Below are 18,704 nucleotides of genomic sequence, written 5' to 3'. Positions count from 1 at the left end.
TGCGATCCTATTAAAATTATACTATGAATATTCCACAAGAATTAAAGTACACTAAAGACCACGAATGGGTTAAGATTGATGGCGATACCGCGACTATAGGAGTTACAGATTTTGCCCAGGGAGAGCTTGGGGATATCGTGTATGTTGAGGTAGAAACTCTTGATGAAACTCTTGAAAAAGAAGAGGTTTTTGGAACCGTTGAAGCTGTAAAAACCGTTTCAGATCTTTATATGCCACTTTCGGGAGAGATCATTGAATTTAATGATAGCCTTGAAGACGAGCCTGAAAAAGTAAACGAAGATCCTTATGGTGAAGGATGGATGATAAAAATTAAGCTTTCAGATACTTCAGAACTGGAAGATTTGTTATCTGCAGATGAATATAAGGAAGTAGTTGGTAGCTAAGATATTATTATTCGCCGCGCTCATTTATACCAGTGCCATTACCTATTTTTCTTTAATTGTAATGGACTTTAAAGTAAGTGTAGGCGGTTTTGATCCTACAGACAAAATGCTCCATGCCGGGGCATATTTGTTTTTAGCTTTCTTGTGGAAGCTATATTTTGTATTTCAAAAACCTGATTTTAAGAGGTATACATCCAATTTATGGTGGGTGGCTCTCGCTTGTTTTGTATTTGGTATGTTAATTGAGGTTTTGCAGGGAACTCTAACCAGTTACAGGACACCCGATTGGTGGGATGTTCTGGCAAATTCTACTGGTGTAGTACTTGCTGTTTTATTTTTTATCGTCATGGCGCCGACAGTGAAAAAAGTAAAGCAGAAAGTTGCCTAGCTAAATTATAACCTTTATTAACTCAACTTTTTATGAAACCTAAGAAAAACCCGAAAGTGGACCTTCGTCGGAGATGGGTCCTGTTCCTGCAAATTGGACTTATTCTCGTACTTTTTCTAACCCTCCAGGCCTTTCAATGGAAAACTTATGATCCAAAACCCCAGGAGAAAGAAAAAATAAGCATGGATGTTCTTGAAGACGAACAACCTCCAATTATGATTATTCCGAAGAAAACACCTCCACCGCCACCAAAACTAATCGTAGACGTTATTGAAGAGGTGCCAGACGATTCAAACCGCAAAGAGGATGCTGTAATTCCAACAGATCTTGATCTTGAAGACATTCCAGAGCCAGAAGATATTAAAGAACCTGAAAAACCAGAAGAGGATATAAAAGTGCCTTTTGATTTTATTGAGGAGGTACCCATTTTCCCCGGATGTGAAGATTTGATTGATAATGCAGGTCGCAAGAAATGTATGAGTTCAAAAATCTCGAATTTTGTAAATAGAGAATTTGATACGGGATTAGGTGCTAAGCTGGGGCTCACTGGTACGAATCTTGTGGTTGTTATGTTTGTGGTAAATAAAAATGGACTGGTAGAGCAAATTCAAACCAGAGCTCCACATCCCGAACTTGAACATGAGGCTAGAAGAGTAATAGGAGAATTACCAAAAATGAGTCCCGGTCGTCAACAAGGTAAACCTGTTCCGGTTTCATATACAATACCTATTCGGTTTAAAGTTCAGGAATGATAATGAGCGGTTTATAAATTTACTGTAGTTTTAATGACTTATTATTCCAGATAAATTTATTTTTTTAGAAAAAATCTTTATTTTAGCAACCCTTAACAATATAACGCATTATGGAACCTAAGAAAAATCCAAAGGCTAACTTGAAAAGATACAGTGTATTTTTTTTACAACTTGGTCTTATTGTAGTTCTATTTATAACATGGAGGGCGATTGAGTGGAAAACTTATGACCCTGATAATATAGATATAGGACAGGTAAATATGGACGCCCTTGATGAAGAGGATGTGCCAATTACTGAAATGCTTAATACCCCACCACCTCCACCTCCACCGCCACCGGCACCAGAAATTATTGAAGTAGTGGAAGATGAGGAAGAAGTGGAAGAAGATGAAATTCAATCTACTGAAACAAATCTTGATGAAATCGTTGAGGTTGAAGAAGTTGTTGAGGCTCCTGTAGAAGAGGAAGTTGCAGATGTTCCTTTTGCGGTTATTGAAGATGTGCCAATCTTCCCAGGTTGTGAAAATTTGGGTAATAACAATGAGCGTAAGAAGTGTATGAGTGAAAAGATCAGTAGATATGTGAACAAAGAGTTCGATACAGATCTTGGAGCTGAACTTGGGCTTAGCGGGATCAACCGTGTAATTGTTCAGTTTAGAATTGATGAAAAAGGAAATATTGGTCAGGTAAGAGCACGTGCTCCACACCCAAGACTAGAGCAGGAAGCTGCAAGAGTAATTAACAGTCTGCCTAAAATGAAGCCGGGTAAACAACGTGGTAAGCCGGTAGGAGTTATGTACTCACTTCCAATTGCATTTAAAGTTCAGGATTAATTTTAGTATCCTTACTCTAATATATTAAATCCCGGCAATCGCCGGGATTTTTCTTTTTATGTCAATTCCCTTTTGGAAAAAATGTATATTACACCCGTAAAAACTAACTATAGGTCCCCGGCGTATGAAGTATATCTTACTTCTTCCTTTTATTATTTTAAGCTTTCAACTCGCTGCTCAGGATGTTAATCAATCTTCAGAAGTGTATCCTGAATTTGTAGAATGTGAGAATGTCGCATATTCCAATCAGCCAGATTGTTTTAATCGAACTCTTATTGCATTTATAACTACTAACTTTCAGGTGCCTGAAATTGTCCAAACCGAATCCTATAAGGGTCAGTTAACCATTATTTTTGAAGTTGATGAATCGGGAGAATTTCAATTAATCTACCTGGATGCTTCCTATGATGAATTGAAGAAAGAGACGGAGCGCGTCTTTGATGCCTTACCTAAAATAAAGCCTGCAACCTATAACGGTCGTCCTATTCATATGCAGTTCAGGATGCCGCTTAGAATTCCGCTTCAGGAAAATGTGGCGGTTGAGCCAGTTAATCAGGAAGATGAAATTGAATTGAGAGAGGAAAGTGAAACAATGGTTGCTGCTAAGCCTAATGCCTTATCTGAATATGAAAAAATAAAGTCAGATGAATTTAAAAGTCCGCGTTATAATAGCCAGATAAATATTCCCTTATCTCATGAGTTTTATAGCAGGTTTGATGCGCAGTTTAATGAAATTGGTGCCAATACGCATTCAGCCTCAAAACCTTTAATGTTTAGCGAAGTAAATCCTTATTACGATTTTGAAGCAAATCGAGATGAACTGCTTCAGGATAGAAATACGCTGGCGGGAAGAAAATTATGGAATGAACATCTTTTTAGGTATCAAACCGAAAATTACTGGTTTACAATAGATCCTGGTTTTGACCTTCAAATAGGAAAGGATTTTGAACAAACGGAACATGATTTTACTTACAATAATACCCGGGAATTTATCATCCAGGGAGGATTGGGTGAGAAATTCAATTTCTATTCGGTAATATATGAGAGCCAGGGAAGATTTGCGCAGTATTATAATAATTTTGCTGAATCTATAAGGCCGGCGGGAGGTGACCCTGCAATCATTCCTGGAAGGGGGATAGCTAAAACATTTATGAATGATGGTTATGATTATCCTGTAGCTGAGGGTTATCTTTCTTTTACGCCATCAGAATTCATTAACATCCAATTTGGACATGGGAATAACTTTATTGGTGATGGGTACAGGTCGCTGTTGCTAAGTGATAATCCTTCTCCATATCCCTACTTGAAATTGAATACCAAGTTCTGGAAAATTAAATATACCAATACCTGGATGTCTCTACGGGATGTAAGGCCTGCAGTGACTAATAGCGGATCTTTCAGGACAAAATATATCGCCAATCATTACCTGAGTCTAAATATCACTAAGCGTTTAAACCTTGGTTTTTTTGAATCGGTAATGTGGGAGAATGATAATGATCGTGGTTTTGATCTTAACTACCTGAACCCGGTAATATTTTATCGTGCTATTGAATTTGCAACCGGAGCTGACGGAGGAAATGCGATTATCGGTTTAACCGGAAAGTATAAGATCTCAAATCAAATGTACGCTTATGGTCAATGGTTGATCGATGAGTTTTCTTCCGTAGATGTTTTTGGAGGAGAGGGTAGCTGGAAGAATAAGCTTGGTTTTCAGGCTGGGTTCAAATACTTTAATGCATTCGATGTAAAGGATCTTTATTTGCAGGCAGAGTATAACCAGGTGCGACCTTATACGTATTCACATAATTCCATTACTTTGAATTACGGGCATAATAATCAGTCTATGGCACATCTCTGGGGAGCTAATTTCAGGGAGATCATTGGGATTGCCAGGTATAGAAAGGATCGCTTGTTTGGTTCAGCTAAATTGATCTATGGGGAAAGAGGTTTTGATTTTTCTGAAACAGGAGATTATTTTGGACAGGATATTTACAGGAACGAAGAAGATCGTCCATTTGATACCGGTGTTGAAATAGGCCAGGGAAATACCACCAATTCATTTTACTCTGAATTGGAGGCTGGGTATATTGTAAATCCTACTACCAATTTGAAGTTATTTGCCAGCTTTATTTATCGTGATTTTAATCCACAGGCAAATACTCCAGCTAATTTCGAAAATTCTACCACCTGGATAAATTTCGGATTAAGAACCGATATTTTTAACTGGTACTTTGATTATTAGCCATTTTTACTACTGAAAATTAACACATTGCCATCCTTGCTAAAACCTAATTAAGGAGTATCTTTGCGCCAGTTAAAAAAAAGCTTTTTTTGAGCAATACTCGCGTACATAATCCCAGCGCTTCCATCTTATCAGATTTCAAGGAAATAACCAAAATGAGATTGGCTATAAGTGTAGTCTTTTCATCGGTTGCCGGTTATTTTCTGGGAGCAGATAATATAGATTTCGTGGTAGTGACATTACTGGCTATAGGGGGGTATTTAATGGTAGGCGCTTCCAACGCATACAACCAGATTATTGAAAGGAATCTGGATGCATTGATGGATCGAACGAAGAACAGGCCACTGCCAGCAGGTAGAATGTCTGTTCCTGTTGCTTTTGCCATTGCCAGTGCTTTTACCATTTTAGGTTTGATAGTGCTTTATGTTATTAATCCTAAAACAGCAATGTTTGGGGCTATAAGCATCTTTTTATATGTAAGTGTATATACACCTTTAAAAACAAAAACACCTTTATCGGTTTTTGTGGGGGCTTTTCCCGGAGCTATACCGTTTATGCTGGGATGGGTTGCCGCAACAGGAAATTTTAGTATAGAACCAGGAACTTTGTTCATGATACAATTTTTCTGGCAATTCCCGCATTTCTGGGCAATTGGCTGGTGGTTGTTTGACGATTATAAAAAGGGAGGTTTCTTTATGCTGCCTACCGGAAAGCGTGATCGTGGTACGGCAATTCAAATCATTCTATACACCTGCTGGACTATCATGGTATCTTTAATTCCGGTCTTCGGAGTTACTGGTAAGCTATTCCTTACTCCAGTTTCAGGTATTATTATATTCCTGCTGGGCTTAGGAATGCTTTATTACGCGATCAACTTATTTAAGAAGAAGACAGCAGAAGCTGCGAAAAAATTAATGTTTGCAAGTGTTTCTTACATTACACTTTTGCAAATAGTATATGTACTGGATAAATTTATTAGACAATGGATTTAACTCAAGGATCTGAAGAACAAAAATATGGCCGGGCAAAGAAAATGATGCTTTGGTTTGGTATTGTAAGTATGGTAATGACCTTTGCGGGTTTAACGAGTGCGTATGTGGTAAGTAAAAACAGGCCGGACTGGCTTACAGATTTTGAACTGCCAATTTCCTTTCTTTGGAGTACGCTGGTAATTATTGGAAGCAGCATTTGTTTGATGCTCAGTAAGAAGATGATCAAAGCTGGTAACCGTCGTAATGCGAGTGCCCTCTTAATAGGAACTTTAATTCTTGCAATACTCTTTGTGGTATTTCAGTTTTATAGTTTTTCTGAAATTGTAAATTCTGGTTATTACTTTACAGGGAGTGAAAGTAGTATTACCACATCTTTTATTTATGTGCTGGTTTTAGTGCACCTTGCACACCTGGCGATAGGAATCATAGTGCTTTTAGTGTTAATTTATAACCATTTTAAACAACGTTATAAGGCAGGGCAAATGCTTGGATTTGAGCTTGGTGCAACTTTCTGGCATTTTGTAGATGTACTGTGGCTTTACTTGATTTTCTTTTTATATTTCTTTAGATAATAAAATTGCGTATTTTTGCGCATCCTTTAACATTAAACAACTTCTATGGAGGCTACTGTCGTTAGAACAGGCACAGAAGGTAAAACCTGGGGTGGTGGTAATGATCCACTAAAAGCAAGTTACGGAAAGATGATGATGTGGTTCTTCATCCTTTCTGATGCTTTAACATTTTCAGGATTCCTTGCCGCTTACGGTTTTTCAAGATTTAAATTTATCGATTCATGGCCAATTGCCGATGAGGTCTTTACTCACTTTCCGTTTTTACATGGAGTAGATGCCCCTATGTACTATGTGGCTTTGATGACGTTTATACTTATTTTTTCTTCTGTAACGATGGTGCTGGCGGTAGATGCCGGGCATCATATGAAGAAAGGAAAAGTGACAATTTATATGTTTCTTACCATTATTGGAGGAGCTATTTTCGTAGGTTCTCAAGCCTGGGAATGGAAAAACTTTATCAATGGTGAATATGGCGCAGTAACTACAAAAGGAGGAAATGTATTGCAATTCGTTGATGGTGAGGGCGAGCGGGTAGGACTATCTGAAATCGCAGTGCCAATTTCTGGTGATAGAGTAGCACATGAAAGTAGTAGCGGAATCTGGTTTGATTCTGGTGAAGAGCTTCCAACGTATAGCCTTGAAGAAGTTAAAGCTGGTTTTATTCAAAATGAAGACCTGCTTATAAGAACTCAAATGCTTACTGAAAAAGGACAGAAAACTGTTCTTTCCAGAGAAGAATCACTAATGAAAATGAATAATGATGCCATTGGAACGGTAGAAGGAGCAAATCTTGTTCAAAACGAATATGGAGTTCCTTTATTTGCAGACTTTTTCTTCTTTATTACAGGTTTTCACGGTTTCCACGTACTTTCTGGAGTTGTTATTAACATCATTATCTTTTTTAACGTCATCATAGGAACGTATGAAAGAAGAGGAAGTTACGAGATGGTTGAGAAAGTTGGACTTTACTGGCACTTTGTAGATCTTGTATGGGTATTTGTATTCACTTTCTTTTACCTGGTTTAATTTAGAAATAATTAATTATGGCTCACGATACTGCACAACATCACGAATCGGCAACCAAAAGAATTTGGATCGTTTTTGCAATTCTTTCAGTAGTAACTATTGTAGAAGTTATCCTGGGAATTATAAAACCAGAATTTTTAACTGACACCTATTTATTAGGGATGAGGTTGCTTAACTGGATCTTTATAATCCTTACCATTTATAAAGCTTATTATATTGCATGGGCATTCATGCACCTGGAACACGAAACGAAAGGATTGCGAAGATCAATCGTTTGGACAGCGATATTCCTTATAGCATATTTGATCTTTATCCTTCTTACTGAGGGTGGTTACATCTACGACGTTTACAAATCTGGACATGTAGCCTGGGATTTCTAACAAAAGTTAAAAGTATTTGAAAAGGCGGTTTTATGAAACCGTCTTTTTATTTTTGTAGCCCTGTGTAAAACTGGATTTTCATCATGAAAAAGTTTCTGGTACTCGGTATTTTATTTGCCCTTCCCATCACTGCATACTTATTTTTTGCTTCTGGAAAGAATAACTTTGCTAAACTTCCCGTATTAACTGACAATGTTAAGGATATCAATTCTTTTGATACAGACTCTGATGAAGAGATTAGTTTTGAAGATCATATTAGCGTGGTTGCATTCTTTGGCTCAGATCTTGAAAATATAAAAGGGAATACCTTCAATCTGGATAAGAAGATCCTTGAAAAGTATTACGATTTTGATGATTTTCAATTCGTTCTTGTTTTGCCTATGGAAGCAAGGCAGGAAACAACAGATTTCGTACAAAGTTTTAAGAAGATCACAGAATCTTCTAAATGGAAAATAGTCTATGCTGCTCCTGAAGAAATTTCAGAAGTTTTTGAAAGTTTTGAGACGCCTCATCAATTAGATGCTCACAGTTACTCACCGTATGTATTCATTATAGATAAAAAATCCAGTCTTCGAGGAAGGGATGATGATAAGGATCACGGGCAGATATATGGTTACGACTCCAGAGATGTGGCTGAGTTGAACAATAAGATGAATGATGATATGAAGGTAATTTTGGCTGAATACCGTCTTGCCTTAAAGCGTAATAATCCTGAAAGTAATAATTGATATGAAAAATTACTCATATATAGGAATTTCACTGGTAATTCTGGTTTTCGGAATAATTTTTATCCCGAGGATCATCGACAGAATTAATGATGACGAAGTAGTTTCTTCAGATAGATTAAATCAGCAAAGAGAGAAGAAAGCTAAAGATCCAGGTGAGGCTTTATCTTATATAGAGATCAACGGTAAAAAGAAAAAGGCACCAGAGTTTGAATTCATCAATCAGGAAGGAGATACCGTTTCAAATGAAGATTATAAAGGGAAGGTCTATTTGGTTGAATTTTTCTTTACTACCTGTCCCACGATCTGTCCTATAATGAATAAAAATCTCGTAGAGATTCAGAATGAGTTTGAAGATACTGATAATTTTGGGATTGCTTCTTTTACTATAGATCCTGCGCATGATACTCCGGAAGTTCTTGCTGATTATGCTGAAAGTTATGGAATAGATCACCCTAACTGGAATTTGATGACCGGAGATAGAGCGAAAATCTATGAACTGGCCAATAAAGGTTTTGGTTTGTATGCCGGGGAAGATGCTCAGGCTGCAGGAGGTTTTGCTCATCAGGGGATGTTTGCGCTGGTTGATAAGGAAGGGTACATTAGATCGAGAAAAGATCAGTTTGGAAATCCTATGATTTATTACAGAGGTTCCGTCGAAAGGAATAAATCGGTGGCACGTGGAGAAGAAGAACCTCAAATAGAACTGTTAATTGAAGACATAAAAAAAATACTTTGAAAAAAAGCATACAATCATCTGATAAGGTAGCTGTACCTGTTATAATTGGTCTTTCAATCGCTGTACCTGTGATTGTCCTGGTTTTAATGCTACTACCGGAGCGATATAATATTTTTGGAACAGATGCCATTACTTTTCCGTTATTTCATGGAATCTTGAATTTTCTAACTGCAATATTGCTAATTATAGGTTTCTTTTTTATGAAAGCCGGGAAATATCTTGAGCATAGAAATACAATGATCACCGCTTTCTCGCTTTCAGTGATATTTTTAGTTAGCTATGTGCTTTCAAAAATCAGTAATGAGCCGGTGCCTTATGGGGGCGAGGGTGTTTTGAGATATATTTACTTTTTTATATTGATCACCCATATCGTTCTGTCTGGTATAATTGTTCCTTTAGTACTATTTACCATGTACCGGGGCCTGAGTGGGCAATATGATAAACATGCCAGAGTAGCGAGATGGACATTTCCTATTTGGTTATACGTTGCGGTAACTGGTGTATTGGTATTTCTATTTATGATGCCATATTATTAATTTTGTGTCTAATTGCTTAATTTTAAGCGTCCTTAGAGAGTGAAATGATGATGAAGAATTTTAAATATATAGGAATAATTTTTTTACTCCTTCTTTTAGTCCCGGGGTTTGCTGAAGCACAATGTTCTATGTGTAGAGCAGTTTTACAAAGCGAGGCCGATCAAAGCACGGCGAAAGGTATAAATGACGGTATTCTTTATTTAATGATTTTCCCATATTTATTGATAGGCGGGGTTGGATACTACATTTACCGCTCCAGAAAAATAAAGAAGAAATCTTCTTCCAAATCTTAAAGGCGATGTTAACTTAAAGAGTTTTAACGTTTTTAATTAATTTCTGTAACATTTTATTTTTTTGATAGTCTTATTAAGTAGTGAGTCATTTCTCTATTTAATAACCATCAATCATGATAGAAATATCCAATCTTCACAAATCTTATAAGATGGGTGCTAATTCCCTGCATGTACTCAAGGGAATTAATCTCGATATCAAGGAAGGTGAACTTGTGTCAATAATGGGGTCTTCCGGTTCAGGTAAATCTACCCTTCTAAATATTCTGGGAATGTTAGATGAGGCAGATGAAGGTTCTTATGTTCTTGATGGTGTGCCTATCAAGAATTTAAATGAAAAAAAAGCAGCACAATACCGGAATAAATTCCTTGGATTCATCTTCCAGTCCTTCAACCTGATCTCTTATAAAACTGCCTTGGATAATGTTGCACTGCCTTTATATTATCAGGGTTTCGCTCGTGGTGAAAGAATGGACAGGGCAAACAGTTATCTCGAAAAAGTAGGTTTGGCAGATTGGGCGGGGCACCTGCCAAATGAGCTTTCCGGAGGGCAAAAACAGAGAGTGGCCATTGCCAGGGCACTTGCCAGTGATCCAAAAGTGCTATTGGCCGATGAACCTACAGGTGCGCTTGATACTAAAACTTCATATGAGGTTATGGATCTTATTCAACAGATCAATGATGATGGAAGAACCATTCTGGTCGTAACTCACGAACATGACATTGCCCAGATGACGAAAAGGATCGTTAATCTTAAAGATGGTGTTATTATAGAAGATACCGTAGTTTCACAAGTTAGAGCACTGGAAAATGTTTGATATAGATAGGTGGAACGAGATTTTTGAAACCATACGTAAAAATAAATTACGAACTTTTCTAACGGGGCTTTCTGTAGCTTCAGGAATTTTCATCTTAGTGATTCTGCTGGGTATTGGTGAAGGGATGAGAAATGGGATTGCGCGGGAATTTGAACAGGATGCATCCAATTTAATTTATGTTTTTCCTGGAGTTACTTCAAAGGAGTATAAAGGCCTTAATCCCGGCAGGCGCATTCAAATGAAGAACGATGATTTTAACCAGATTTTGCTTTTGTATGGAGATAAGATAGATAATTCTGCATCTACTTTTCAAAACTGGGGAATGGTCTTAAATTATGGCAGGGAGTCAGGTTCCTACGATGTACGTGGTAGTTTCCCGGCTTACCAGCAACTAGAAAATATATCCCTTACTGCCGGGAGATTTATAGATTTAAACGATATCAATAATTCTGAAAAGACCATGGTCATTGGCCATAGGGTTAAACTTGATCTTTTTAAAGATGAGGATCCTATTGGTAAAATAGTGCAGGTATCCGGGGTTAACTTTAAAATTGTTGGGGTTTACACAGATCCTGGAGGCGATAGAGAAGAGAGCAGGGCGGTAATCCCAATCACAACCGCTCAGAAAGCTTTTGGAGGTGGGAATAACATAGACCGCTTATATATCACTTTAAAACCAGAAGAAAGTTTTGACGAGGCAGTTGCTGTATCTACCCAATTTTCAGCTGAGCTTGAGTCTTTTCTTAAAAGCAGACATATAGTAGCGCCAGATGATAATAGTGCTATTCATATCAATAATACTCTGGAAAATGCCAAAAGATTTTTCACTCTCATGGATATGATAAGATACTTCTTCTGGGGTGTGGGCATTTGTACCATAATAGCCGGAGTAGTGGGGGTAAGCAATATTATGCTCATTATAGTTAAAGAGAGAACCCGTGAAATTGGAATTAGAAAGGCATTAGGGGCTCAGCCCATGTCTATCATAGCAATGATCTTACATGAATCAATATTTGTAACTGCCATTGCAGGATTTCTGGGCTTAATTTTCAGTCTTGCCCTATTGGAGTTTGTTGGGCCTTTAATAGAAACGCAATATATCTATAATCCAACGGTGAATTTTACTGTAGCTATAAATACAGTTGTGATTCTTGTAGTAGCGGGTGCATTGGCAGGATTTTTCCCGGCCTGGAGAGCCGCGAGAATTAAACCCATAATAGCTTTAAGAGACGAGTAATATGTTTAGCAGGGATCGTTGGGAAGAAATATTAGAAGCCTTAACCGCAAACTGGTTTAGAACCATTTTAACAGCTTTTGGAGTGTTATGGGGAATATTTATCCTTGTAATTCTTCTAGCTGCTGGTAGAGGCCTGGAAAATGGAGTGAAGCAGGGATTTAGTGGGATAGCCACGAATACCATGTTCATGTGGACGCAGGTAGCTTCAAAACCATATAAAGGTATGCCAAAAGGCAGGCGTTATAGTTTTGAGATTGAAGATGTCACCGCCATTAAAGAACAGGTTCCGGGATTAAGATTTGTGTCCCCAAGAAATCAGTTAGGTGGTTTTGGCGGCGAAAATAATGTAGTTAGAGGGTTGAATACCGGAGCTTTTAATGTCTATGGAGATTATCCTGAAATTATTAAGCAGGAAACCATGGATATTACTTCAGGCCGGTTTCTGAATTACTCAGATATTAATGGAAAACGCAAGGTAGCGATCATTGGAGACGGGGTAGAGTCTGCATTATACGATGAAGTGGAAGATCCGCTGGGAACCTATATAAAAATAAACGGCGTGAACTTTATGGTTATTGGCACCTATAAGAAAAAGAGTCGGGGTGGGGATGCTGAAGAGGGGCAGAAGGAGATATATGTTCCTTTTACCGCGTTTTCGCAGGCATTTAACCGTGGAAATAAAGTTGGCTGGATGGCTATAACCGCAAAGGATGGCTCGTCTATTACCAATCTTAAAGATAGAATCATAGAGATCGTTAAAAGCCGTCATAGTATTCATCCGGAAGATGACAGGGCTGTAGGTAATTTCGATCTTTATCAGGAATTTAGTAAAGTAAACGGACTTTTTGTAGCCCTTAAAGCGGTGGCATATTTTGTAGGCGTCCTGGTGTTGCTTTCAGGAATTATTGGAATTAGTAATATTATGCTCATCGTGGTAAAGGAAAGGACGAATGAAATTGGTGTGCGCCGGGCACTAGGGGCCACACCCTGGTCCATAAGAGGTCAGATCTTGATGGAGTCAATATTTCTCACTATCGTTTCTGGGATGTCTGGAATTATTCTGGCAACCGGAGTTATATGGCTTGTGAACCTGCAGCTTGATAGTATGGATACTTCAGAAATGATGTTTTTGAACCCATCAGTGAACCTTGGTGTGGTAATAATAGCATTAAGTATTTTAATAATATCCGGTTTACTGGCCGGTCTAATCCCTGCACAGCATGCGATAAAGGTAAAACCTGTTGATGCTTTGCGTACCGAATAAAAAGTAAATAGAAACACAATCAAAAAATGAAAAAATTTGTAACCATCGGAATTTTAGTGCTAATCGCTGTGACTTTTGTTGGAGCCCTGTACTATTTGTATCAAAAAAATCAGGAAGATCCCGTAGTTTATGAAACTGAAGAGCCTACTGAGCAAACTATTATCAAGAAAACGGTCGCTACCGGGAAAATAGTTCCAAAAGAAGAAGTGCTTATTAAACCAAATATTTCAGGGATTATAGATGAAATATATATCGAGGCAGGAGACAAGATTAAGGCTGGGGATCTTATCGCAAAGATCAGGGTTATTCCTAATGTATCTTCTCTACAGAGTGCTAAAGATGCTGTGGCGACAGCCAGAATAAATCTTGAAAACGAAAAAAAGCAATTTGAAAGACAAAAGGCTCTTTATGATAAGGGAGTCATTTCTGCTAACGACTTTGACGCGGTACAGGTAAGTTTTCAAAGAGCTGAGCAAAATTATAAATCGGCGCAGCAGAACTACGAAATTGTTCGAACCGGTACCACTAGTGGTATTGGAAGTGCCGCGAATACTTTAATTAGATCTACCGTGGAAGGGATGGTGCTGGATGTCCCGGTAAAGACAGGAAACCAGGTTATTGAAAGTAACAATTTTAATGATGGAACAACCATTGCCACCCTCGCAGATGTAAATGAGATGATCTTTGAAGGAAAAGTTGATGAGAGTGAAGTTGGGAAAATTAAGGAAGACCTTCCTTTAGAGGTCACCGTTGGAGCTATTGAAAATAAATCTTTTGATGCGGTACTGGATTATATCGCACCAAAGGGAGTCGAAGAAAATGGAGCTATCCAATTTGAGATAAAAGGAACTTTGAATAAGGCTGATACAACGTTTATTCGAGCCGGCCTCAGTGCTAATGCTTCTATTATTCTTGCACGTGCAGATAATGTGCTTTCCATTAAAGAAGCATTGGTGCAATTCGATTCAGAAACAAAAGAACCTTTTGTTGAAGTGATGACGGGCGATCAGGAATTTACAAAGCAAAATGTTGAGCTAGGGGTAAGTGATGGTATTAATGTAGAGGTGCTTGACGGAGTAAAAAAAGGAGATAAGATCAAGGTTTGGAACCAGATTAAACCAGCCATGAATATCGCTCAAAACTAGAAATATTATTCCGGGTGTAACAACCTGCACATTTTACAGACATATCATACAGAATAACCATTATGAAGAATTTTAGTTTAATTGCCATTGTATTGCTTTTCTGCAGCCAGATAAATGCTCAACAAAAAGAATGGACGTTAGAAGAGTGCGTAAATTATGCACTGGAGAACAATATACAGGTAAAACAATCTCAACTAGACCTTGAGGTTTCAGATATAGAAAAAAGAGATGCCCTTGGTAACTTTGTTCCAAGTATCAATACACAGGCATCTAACTCATGGAATACGGGTTTAACTCAAAATGTTACCACTGGTATTCTTGTGAATCAAACCAATAGAAATTTTTCTGCAGGGGTAAGTGCCGGGATTACTATTTTTGATGGTCTTAGAAATTTTAAGCAACTCCAGAGAGCTCGTATTTCAAAGCTTTCCAATCAATATGCTTTAGACAAGATGGAAGATGATATTGCTCTATTTGTAGCAGATTCTTACCTGCAGGTACTTTTTAACAAACAAAGCCTTGAAGTGCTTCGCGCTCAAAATGAGGTAACCCAGGAGCAACTTCAAAGAACTCAGGATCTTGTGGACGCGGGAGTACTGCCTCAGGGTGATCTTTTGGAAATTAGAGCTAATATGGCTGATGAAAAGCAACGAATGATCCTTGCTGAAAATCAGATACAAATTTCATTAATAAATCTTGCTCAAATTCTGGCGATCCAGGATTATGAAAATTTTGATATTGTAGATCGCGATTACAATGTATTCGGAAATGAGATTCTTGAAAATACAGTGTATGATGTAATTGATAGAGCAAAAGAAGAACGTTCAGAAATAAAGATCGCAGAGGCTAATATGGAGCTTGCTGAAAAAGATGTGGAACTGGCGAAAGGAGCCTATCTTCCAACCTTAAATGCATTTTTCAATTATAATACAAGGGAAACCAACCAGCCAAGAATTACCGGCTCTTCCTTAGATCCTAATGAACCGTCAAGACAAATCGGGGTTGTAGAATCAACGCAGGACATAGTAGTAGCGCCCAATACAATTCCCAATATAGGTAGTCCGCTGCCTTTTATTGAACAATTATACAGAAATGATGGTATAAACTATGGTTTCCAGTTAAACGTGCCTGTTCTTAATGGATTTGCTACCAGAAATCAGGTGAAAAGGAATGAGATCAATGTAAAACGTGCCGAATATCAGTTAGAGCAGGCAGAACTCGATCTTGAAGCCAATGTTTACCAGGCGTTTACTGATGCTAAAGGCGCCTTTGAAGCTTATGAAGCAGCTTTGGTCGCTTCAGAAGCTCAAAAGAAAGCTTTTGAATATGCTACCGAACGTTATGATGTAGGACTTACCAATGCCTTTGATTTTAGTCAGGCGAAAATTAGATACGAGAATACACAAAGAGAAGCCTTAAGGGCGAAATACGATTATATATTTAAATTGAAGGTTGTAGAACTTTATTTTGGGATTCCGGTTAGGGATTTAAAATTTTAATTACATGAGTAAAAAGAAACTTTTCATCATTCTTGGGGTTGTAGTAGCCTTGATTGTATTACTGGTAGTTGGTAAAAAAGCGGGTTGGTTTGGTAAATCTGCCAATGTAAAAGAGGTAGAGATCACAGAGATTGAGCCTTTAGACATAACCGAAACTGTTTCGGCTACAGGGAAAATTCAGCCTGAGGTTGAAGTAAAGCTTTCTTCTGAAGTTTCAGGAGAAATTATTGAACTTCCGATTGTGGAAGGACAGTCCGTTGAAAAAGGCGATCTTTTGGTTAGGGTAAATCCAGATATTTATCAGTCTAATGTACAAAGAGCCCGTGCGAGCTTTCAAAATTCCAAAGCCAATTATGCGCAGACTCAGGCGAATTTAAAGCAGGCACAGGCAGATTATAACAGAAATAAAACCCTGTTTGAAAAAGGAGTGATCTCTAAGGCCGAGTGGGACGGAATCGTTTCTAATTATGAAATGGCCGAAGCTAATAAAGAATCTTCTTATTACAGCATGCAAAGTAGTGCGGCTACGGTTACAGAAGCTCAGGATAATCTTGGCCGTACCAATATCTATGCTCCAATGAGCGGGACGATTTCCAAGCTTGATGCTGAATTAGGTGAAAGAGTGGTTGGGACACAGCAAATGGCAGGTACTGAAATTCTTCGTGTAGCCAACCTTGAAAATATGGAGGTTGAGGTAGATGTAAATGAAAATGACATTGTAAAGGTGTCTACAGGTGACTCTACTATTGTTGAGGTAGACGCTTACCTTGGAAAAGAATTTAAGGGAATTGTTACTGAAATTTCAAATACAGCCGATAATGAACTAACAACAGATCAGGTTACGAATTTTAAAGTCAAAGTGCGTATTCTTAAAGAATCTTATACAGATCTAATGGAAGGTAAATCTGAGAATTACTCGCCTTTCAGACCTGGAATGACGGCGACAGTAGATATTATTACCAACAAAAGGATGAACGTGATTGGAATTCCAATAAGTTCTATAGTAATTAAGAGCGACACTACGTCTACTAAAAAATCATTCTCTGTAAAAAAAGACACTAATGGAGAGGAAGAAAAATTTGAATGTGTGTTTGTAAAAGATGGCGAAAAAGCTAAACTTCGCGTTGTAGAAACAGGAATTCAGGACGACTCAAATATTGAGATCAAGAAAGGTCTTAAAAAAGGAGATATTGTAATTACCGGGCCTTATAGCACTGTGACCAAAAGTTTGGATTCTGGGGACGATATTGAAGTAAAGAAAGAAGGAGAAGAGGAAGAAGAAACTGACTAAATTTGTGAATTTTGGCAATTATTTTATGTCTTGAAACCGCTACTACCAATTGTTCTGTTGGGATAGCAAAAGATGGTAGATTACTTTCATTAAAAGAAGATAACAGCAAGAATTATTCTCATGCAGAAAAGCTTCATTTATTCATTAATGAAGCTTTAGAAGAGGCGAAGATCACAAAAAATGATCTGGATGCAATCGCGGTAAGTAAAGGGCCAGGATCTTACACCGGTTTAAGAATTGGTGTATCTGCAGCTAAAGGATTGTGTTTCTCCCTTGATATTCCGCTTATTTCCATTCCAACACTGGATCTTTTATCACATAAATTAAAAGGTAAAACTGGTATTTTTGTGTCTATGCTTGATGCTAGAAGAATGGAGGTTTATTCTGCTGTGTATGATTCAAAAATGAAACAGCTTAGAGATACCGAAGCGCAGATCCTGGATGAAAATTCTTTTGCTGAATACTTAGAGACATCCCAGGTGCACTTTATAGGAAATGGAGTAGAGAAATTTGAAGAAATCTGCCAGCATAAAAATGCTGTTTTTTATAAGCAGAAATTTCCATCTGCTAAAGAAATGGCGACACTTGCAGAATACAAGCATCAAAAAAGCGACACCGAAGATGTCGCTTATTTTGAGCCCTATTATCTAAAGGACTTTATTATTGGTTAAAAAGTAAATCTTATTCAGATTTTTTTTCCCTTTCTGTTCCTTTCATTTTTGTCTGATCGTAAAGATATACATCTCTTTGTGGGTAAGGAATTGTCATTCCAGCCTCTTCAAGTCTAATTTTACCTTCTTCAATCATATACCAGTGTAGATCCCAGAAATCAGGCAGTTCAGCAAAATACCTAACTGAAAAATTTACCGAATTATCTCCTAGAGAATGCACAATGATTTGTGGTGCAGGGTCTTTTAGTATTTTTTCCTGTTCCATTACCATATTTGTAAGGACCTCTTTCGCTTTCTTAATATCATCGTCATAAGAAATTCCAAAAGTAAGAGCCTCTTTTCTGGTTTTGTTGAAACTGTAATTGGTAATATTATCGTTACTTAATTCACCATTAGGGATTACCACTCTCTGGTTTCCAAAAGTGTCTATTTTAGTATAGAAAAGGGAAATCTCCACCACACCACCAGAAACACCCTGTGCTTCTATCCAGTCACCAACTTTAAATGGCTTTAAAACAATAATTAAAACACCCCCGGCAAGATTGGCTAGTGACCCCTGTAATGCAAGACCAATAGCTAAACCAGCGGCACCAATTGCAGCGACCAGAGATGCACTTTCCACGCCTAATTGAGTGATTACGAGTACAAATAGAATGATTTTTAAACCCCAGCTTGCAGCGTTTACTGTAAATTTTTCAAGAGTAGGATCATAATCCTTTTTATCGAATATTTTTTTTAGGTACTTTACAATTAACTTAATAACCCAAAGTCCAACAATAAGCAATGCAATTGCTCCAAGAAGAGTAGGTAGATAATCAATAAATTTGGCTCCATACTCTTTGGCGATATCGCCCCAGCTGTCCAGCTTTTCCATAATTTTTTTGTTCGTTTTTTTATTTA

The 18,704-nt window shown here is 37.7% G+C and carries 20 protein-coding genes; 19 read left to right on the top strand and 1 reads right to left on the bottom strand.

Annotated elements, in window-relative coordinates; all coding sequences use genetic code 11:
* The first annotated feature begins 23 nt into the window (after positions 1–23).
* From gcvH to tsaB, 19 genes are all read left to right on the top strand, one after another.
* The gene (gene gcvH / locus BLT95_RS08040) at positions 24–404 is read left to right on the top strand and encodes a glycine cleavage system protein GcvH (protein ID WP_089665588.1); all 381 of its coding nucleotides are present in this window, start codon (positions 24–26) and stop codon (positions 402–404) included.
* Positions 394–792, top strand: coding sequence for a VanZ family protein (locus BLT95_RS08035; protein WP_231896345.1), 399 nt, complete (start codon positions 394–396; stop codon positions 790–792). The genes gcvH and BLT95_RS08035 overlap by 11 nt, the downstream gene beginning before the upstream one ends.
* Before the next feature lie 32 nt (positions 793–824).
* Positions 825–1,544 carry an energy transducer TonB gene (locus BLT95_RS08030; protein ID WP_089665587.1) on the top strand — a complete coding sequence of 240 codons (720 nt, stop codon included), beginning with the start codon at positions 825–827 and terminating at the stop codon, positions 1,542–1,544.
* Positions 1,545–1,654: 110 nt separating this feature from the next.
* On the top strand, positions 1,655–2,377 hold the full coding sequence (locus tag BLT95_RS08025; protein WP_089665586.1) for an energy transducer TonB: 723 nt from the start codon (positions 1,655–1,657) through the stop codon (positions 2,375–2,377).
* 124 nt (positions 2,378–2,501) lie between these two features.
* The gene (locus BLT95_RS08020) at positions 2,502–4,619 is read left to right on the top strand and encodes a gliding motility protein RemB (RefSeq protein ID WP_089665585.1); all 2,118 of its coding nucleotides are present in this window, start codon (positions 2,502–2,504) and stop codon (positions 4,617–4,619) included.
* A gap of 89 nt (positions 4,620–4,708) precedes the next feature.
* On the top strand, positions 4,709–5,611 hold the full coding sequence (gene cyoE / locus BLT95_RS08015; RefSeq protein ID WP_089665584.1) for a heme o synthase: 903 nt from the start codon (positions 4,709–4,711) through the stop codon (positions 5,609–5,611).
* Positions 5,602–6,183 (top strand): cytochrome c oxidase subunit 3, encoded by a 582-nt coding sequence (locus BLT95_RS08010; protein ID WP_089665583.1) that lies wholly within the window; start codon positions 5,602–5,604, stop codon positions 6,181–6,183. The genes cyoE and BLT95_RS08010 overlap by 10 nt, the downstream gene beginning before the upstream one ends.
* Positions 6,184–6,228: 45 nt before the next feature.
* Complete coding sequence (locus BLT95_RS08005) at positions 6,229–7,209, top strand: cytochrome c oxidase subunit 3 (RefSeq protein ID WP_089665582.1); 981 nt, start codon at positions 6,229–6,231, stop codon at positions 7,207–7,209.
* Positions 7,210–7,226: 17 nt separating this feature from the next.
* On the top strand, positions 7,227–7,589 hold the full coding sequence (locus BLT95_RS08000) for a cytochrome C oxidase subunit IV family protein (RefSeq protein ID WP_089665581.1): 363 nt from the start codon (positions 7,227–7,229) through the stop codon (positions 7,587–7,589).
* 83 nt (positions 7,590–7,672) lie between these two features.
* Positions 7,673–8,317 (top strand): hypothetical protein, encoded by a 645-nt coding sequence (locus BLT95_RS07995; RefSeq protein ID WP_089665580.1) that lies wholly within the window; start codon positions 7,673–7,675, stop codon positions 8,315–8,317.
* A gap of 1 nt (position 8,318) precedes the next feature.
* Positions 8,319–9,053: an SCO family protein gene (locus tag BLT95_RS07990; protein WP_089665579.1), complete on the top strand. Its 735-nt coding sequence runs from the start codon at positions 8,319–8,321 to the stop codon at positions 9,051–9,053.
* Entirely contained in the window at positions 9,050–9,589 is a 540-nt protein-coding gene (locus BLT95_RS07985) for a DUF420 domain-containing protein (RefSeq protein WP_089665578.1), read from the top strand. The genes BLT95_RS07990 and BLT95_RS07985 overlap by 4 nt, the downstream gene beginning before the upstream one ends.
* Positions 9,590–9,995: 406 nt before the next feature.
* A complete protein-coding gene (locus tag BLT95_RS07975) occupies positions 9,996–10,697 on the top strand; it encodes an ABC transporter ATP-binding protein (RefSeq protein WP_089665577.1) in 702 nt (233 codons plus the stop codon).
* Positions 10,690–11,934, top strand: coding sequence for an ABC transporter permease (locus tag BLT95_RS07970; protein WP_089665576.1), 1,245 nt, complete (start codon positions 10,690–10,692; stop codon positions 11,932–11,934). Before BLT95_RS07975 ends, BLT95_RS07970 begins: the two co-directional genes overlap by 8 nt.
* Position 11,935: 1 nt before the next feature.
* Positions 11,936–13,198, top strand: coding sequence for an ABC transporter permease (locus BLT95_RS07965; RefSeq protein WP_089665575.1), 1,263 nt, complete (start codon positions 11,936–11,938; stop codon positions 13,196–13,198).
* Positions 13,199–13,224: 26 nt separating this feature from the next.
* Positions 13,225–14,343: an efflux RND transporter periplasmic adaptor subunit gene (locus tag BLT95_RS07960; protein ID WP_089665574.1), complete on the top strand. Its 1,119-nt coding sequence runs from the start codon at positions 13,225–13,227 to the stop codon at positions 14,341–14,343.
* A gap of 62 nt (positions 14,344–14,405) precedes the next feature.
* Positions 14,406–15,842: a TolC family protein gene (locus BLT95_RS07955; protein WP_089665573.1), complete on the top strand. Its 1,437-nt coding sequence runs from the start codon at positions 14,406–14,408 to the stop codon at positions 15,840–15,842.
* A 4-nt stretch (positions 15,843–15,846) separates the two neighbouring features.
* The gene (locus BLT95_RS07950; protein ID WP_089665572.1) at positions 15,847–17,133 is read left to right on the top strand and encodes an efflux RND transporter periplasmic adaptor subunit; all 1,287 of its coding nucleotides are present in this window, start codon (positions 15,847–15,849) and stop codon (positions 17,131–17,133) included.
* Positions 17,134–17,144: 11 nt separating this feature from the next.
* On the top strand, positions 17,145–17,804 hold the full coding sequence (gene tsaB, locus BLT95_RS07945; RefSeq protein ID WP_089665571.1) for a tRNA (adenosine(37)-N6)-threonylcarbamoyltransferase complex dimerization subunit type 1 TsaB: 660 nt from the start codon (positions 17,145–17,147) through the stop codon (positions 17,802–17,804).
* Between the two features lie 10 nt (positions 17,805–17,814).
* Here the strand turns inward: tsaB and BLT95_RS07940 are convergent, their stop codons facing one another.
* Positions 17,815–18,678, bottom strand: coding sequence for a mechanosensitive ion channel domain-containing protein (locus tag BLT95_RS07940; protein ID WP_089665570.1), 864 nt, complete (start codon positions 18,676–18,678; stop codon positions 17,815–17,817).
* Positions 18,679–18,704 lie beyond the last annotated feature (26 nt).

The sequence above is a fragment of the Gramella sp. MAR_2010_147 genome (genome assembly GCF_900105135.1).
In the GTDB taxonomy this organism is placed as follows: domain Bacteria; phylum Bacteroidota; class Bacteroidia; order Flavobacteriales; family Flavobacteriaceae; genus Christiangramia.
The sequence above is the reverse complement of the archived record's forward strand: the minus strand, read 5'-3'. Positions and strand labels throughout refer to the sequence as shown.

Coding starts and splice junctions, on each gene's coding strand:
- gcvH (WP_089665588.1), top strand. CDS start 24: ATGAATATTCCACAAGAATTAAAGTACACTAAAGACCACGAATGGGTT.
- BLT95_RS08030 (WP_089665587.1), top strand. CDS start 825: ATGAAACCTAAGAAAAACCCGAAAGTGGACCTTCGTCGGAGATGGGTC.
- BLT95_RS08025 (WP_089665586.1), top strand. CDS start 1,655: ATGGAACCTAAGAAAAATCCAAAGGCTAACTTGAAAAGATACAGTGTA.
- BLT95_RS08020 (WP_089665585.1), top strand. CDS start 2,502: ATGAAGTATATCTTACTTCTTCCTTTTATTATTTTAAGCTTTCAACTC.
- BLT95_RS08010 (WP_089665583.1), top strand. CDS start 5,602: ATGGATTTAACTCAAGGATCTGAAGAACAAAAATATGGCCGGGCAAAG.
- BLT95_RS08005 (WP_089665582.1), top strand. CDS start 6,229: ATGGAGGCTACTGTCGTTAGAACAGGCACAGAAGGTAAAACCTGGGGT.
- BLT95_RS08000 (WP_089665581.1), top strand. CDS start 7,227: ATGGCTCACGATACTGCACAACATCACGAATCGGCAACCAAAAGAATT.
- BLT95_RS07995 (WP_089665580.1), top strand. CDS start 7,673: ATGAAAAAGTTTCTGGTACTCGGTATTTTATTTGCCCTTCCCATCACT.
- BLT95_RS07990 (WP_089665579.1), top strand. CDS start 8,319: ATGAAAAATTACTCATATATAGGAATTTCACTGGTAATTCTGGTTTTC.
- BLT95_RS07975 (WP_089665577.1), top strand. CDS start 9,996: ATGATAGAAATATCCAATCTTCACAAATCTTATAAGATGGGTGCTAAT.
- BLT95_RS07970 (WP_089665576.1), top strand. CDS start 10,690: ATGTTTGATATAGATAGGTGGAACGAGATTTTTGAAACCATACGTAAA.
- BLT95_RS07965 (WP_089665575.1), top strand. CDS start 11,936: ATGTTTAGCAGGGATCGTTGGGAAGAAATATTAGAAGCCTTAACCGCA.
- BLT95_RS07960 (WP_089665574.1), top strand. CDS start 13,225: ATGAAAAAATTTGTAACCATCGGAATTTTAGTGCTAATCGCTGTGACT.
- BLT95_RS07955 (WP_089665573.1), top strand. CDS start 14,406: ATGAAGAATTTTAGTTTAATTGCCATTGTATTGCTTTTCTGCAGCCAG.
- BLT95_RS07950 (WP_089665572.1), top strand. CDS start 15,847: ATGAGTAAAAAGAAACTTTTCATCATTCTTGGGGTTGTAGTAGCCTTG.
- BLT95_RS07940 (WP_089665570.1), bottom strand. CDS start 18,678: ATGGAAAAGCTGGACAGCTGGGGCGATATCGCCAAAGAGTATGGAGCC.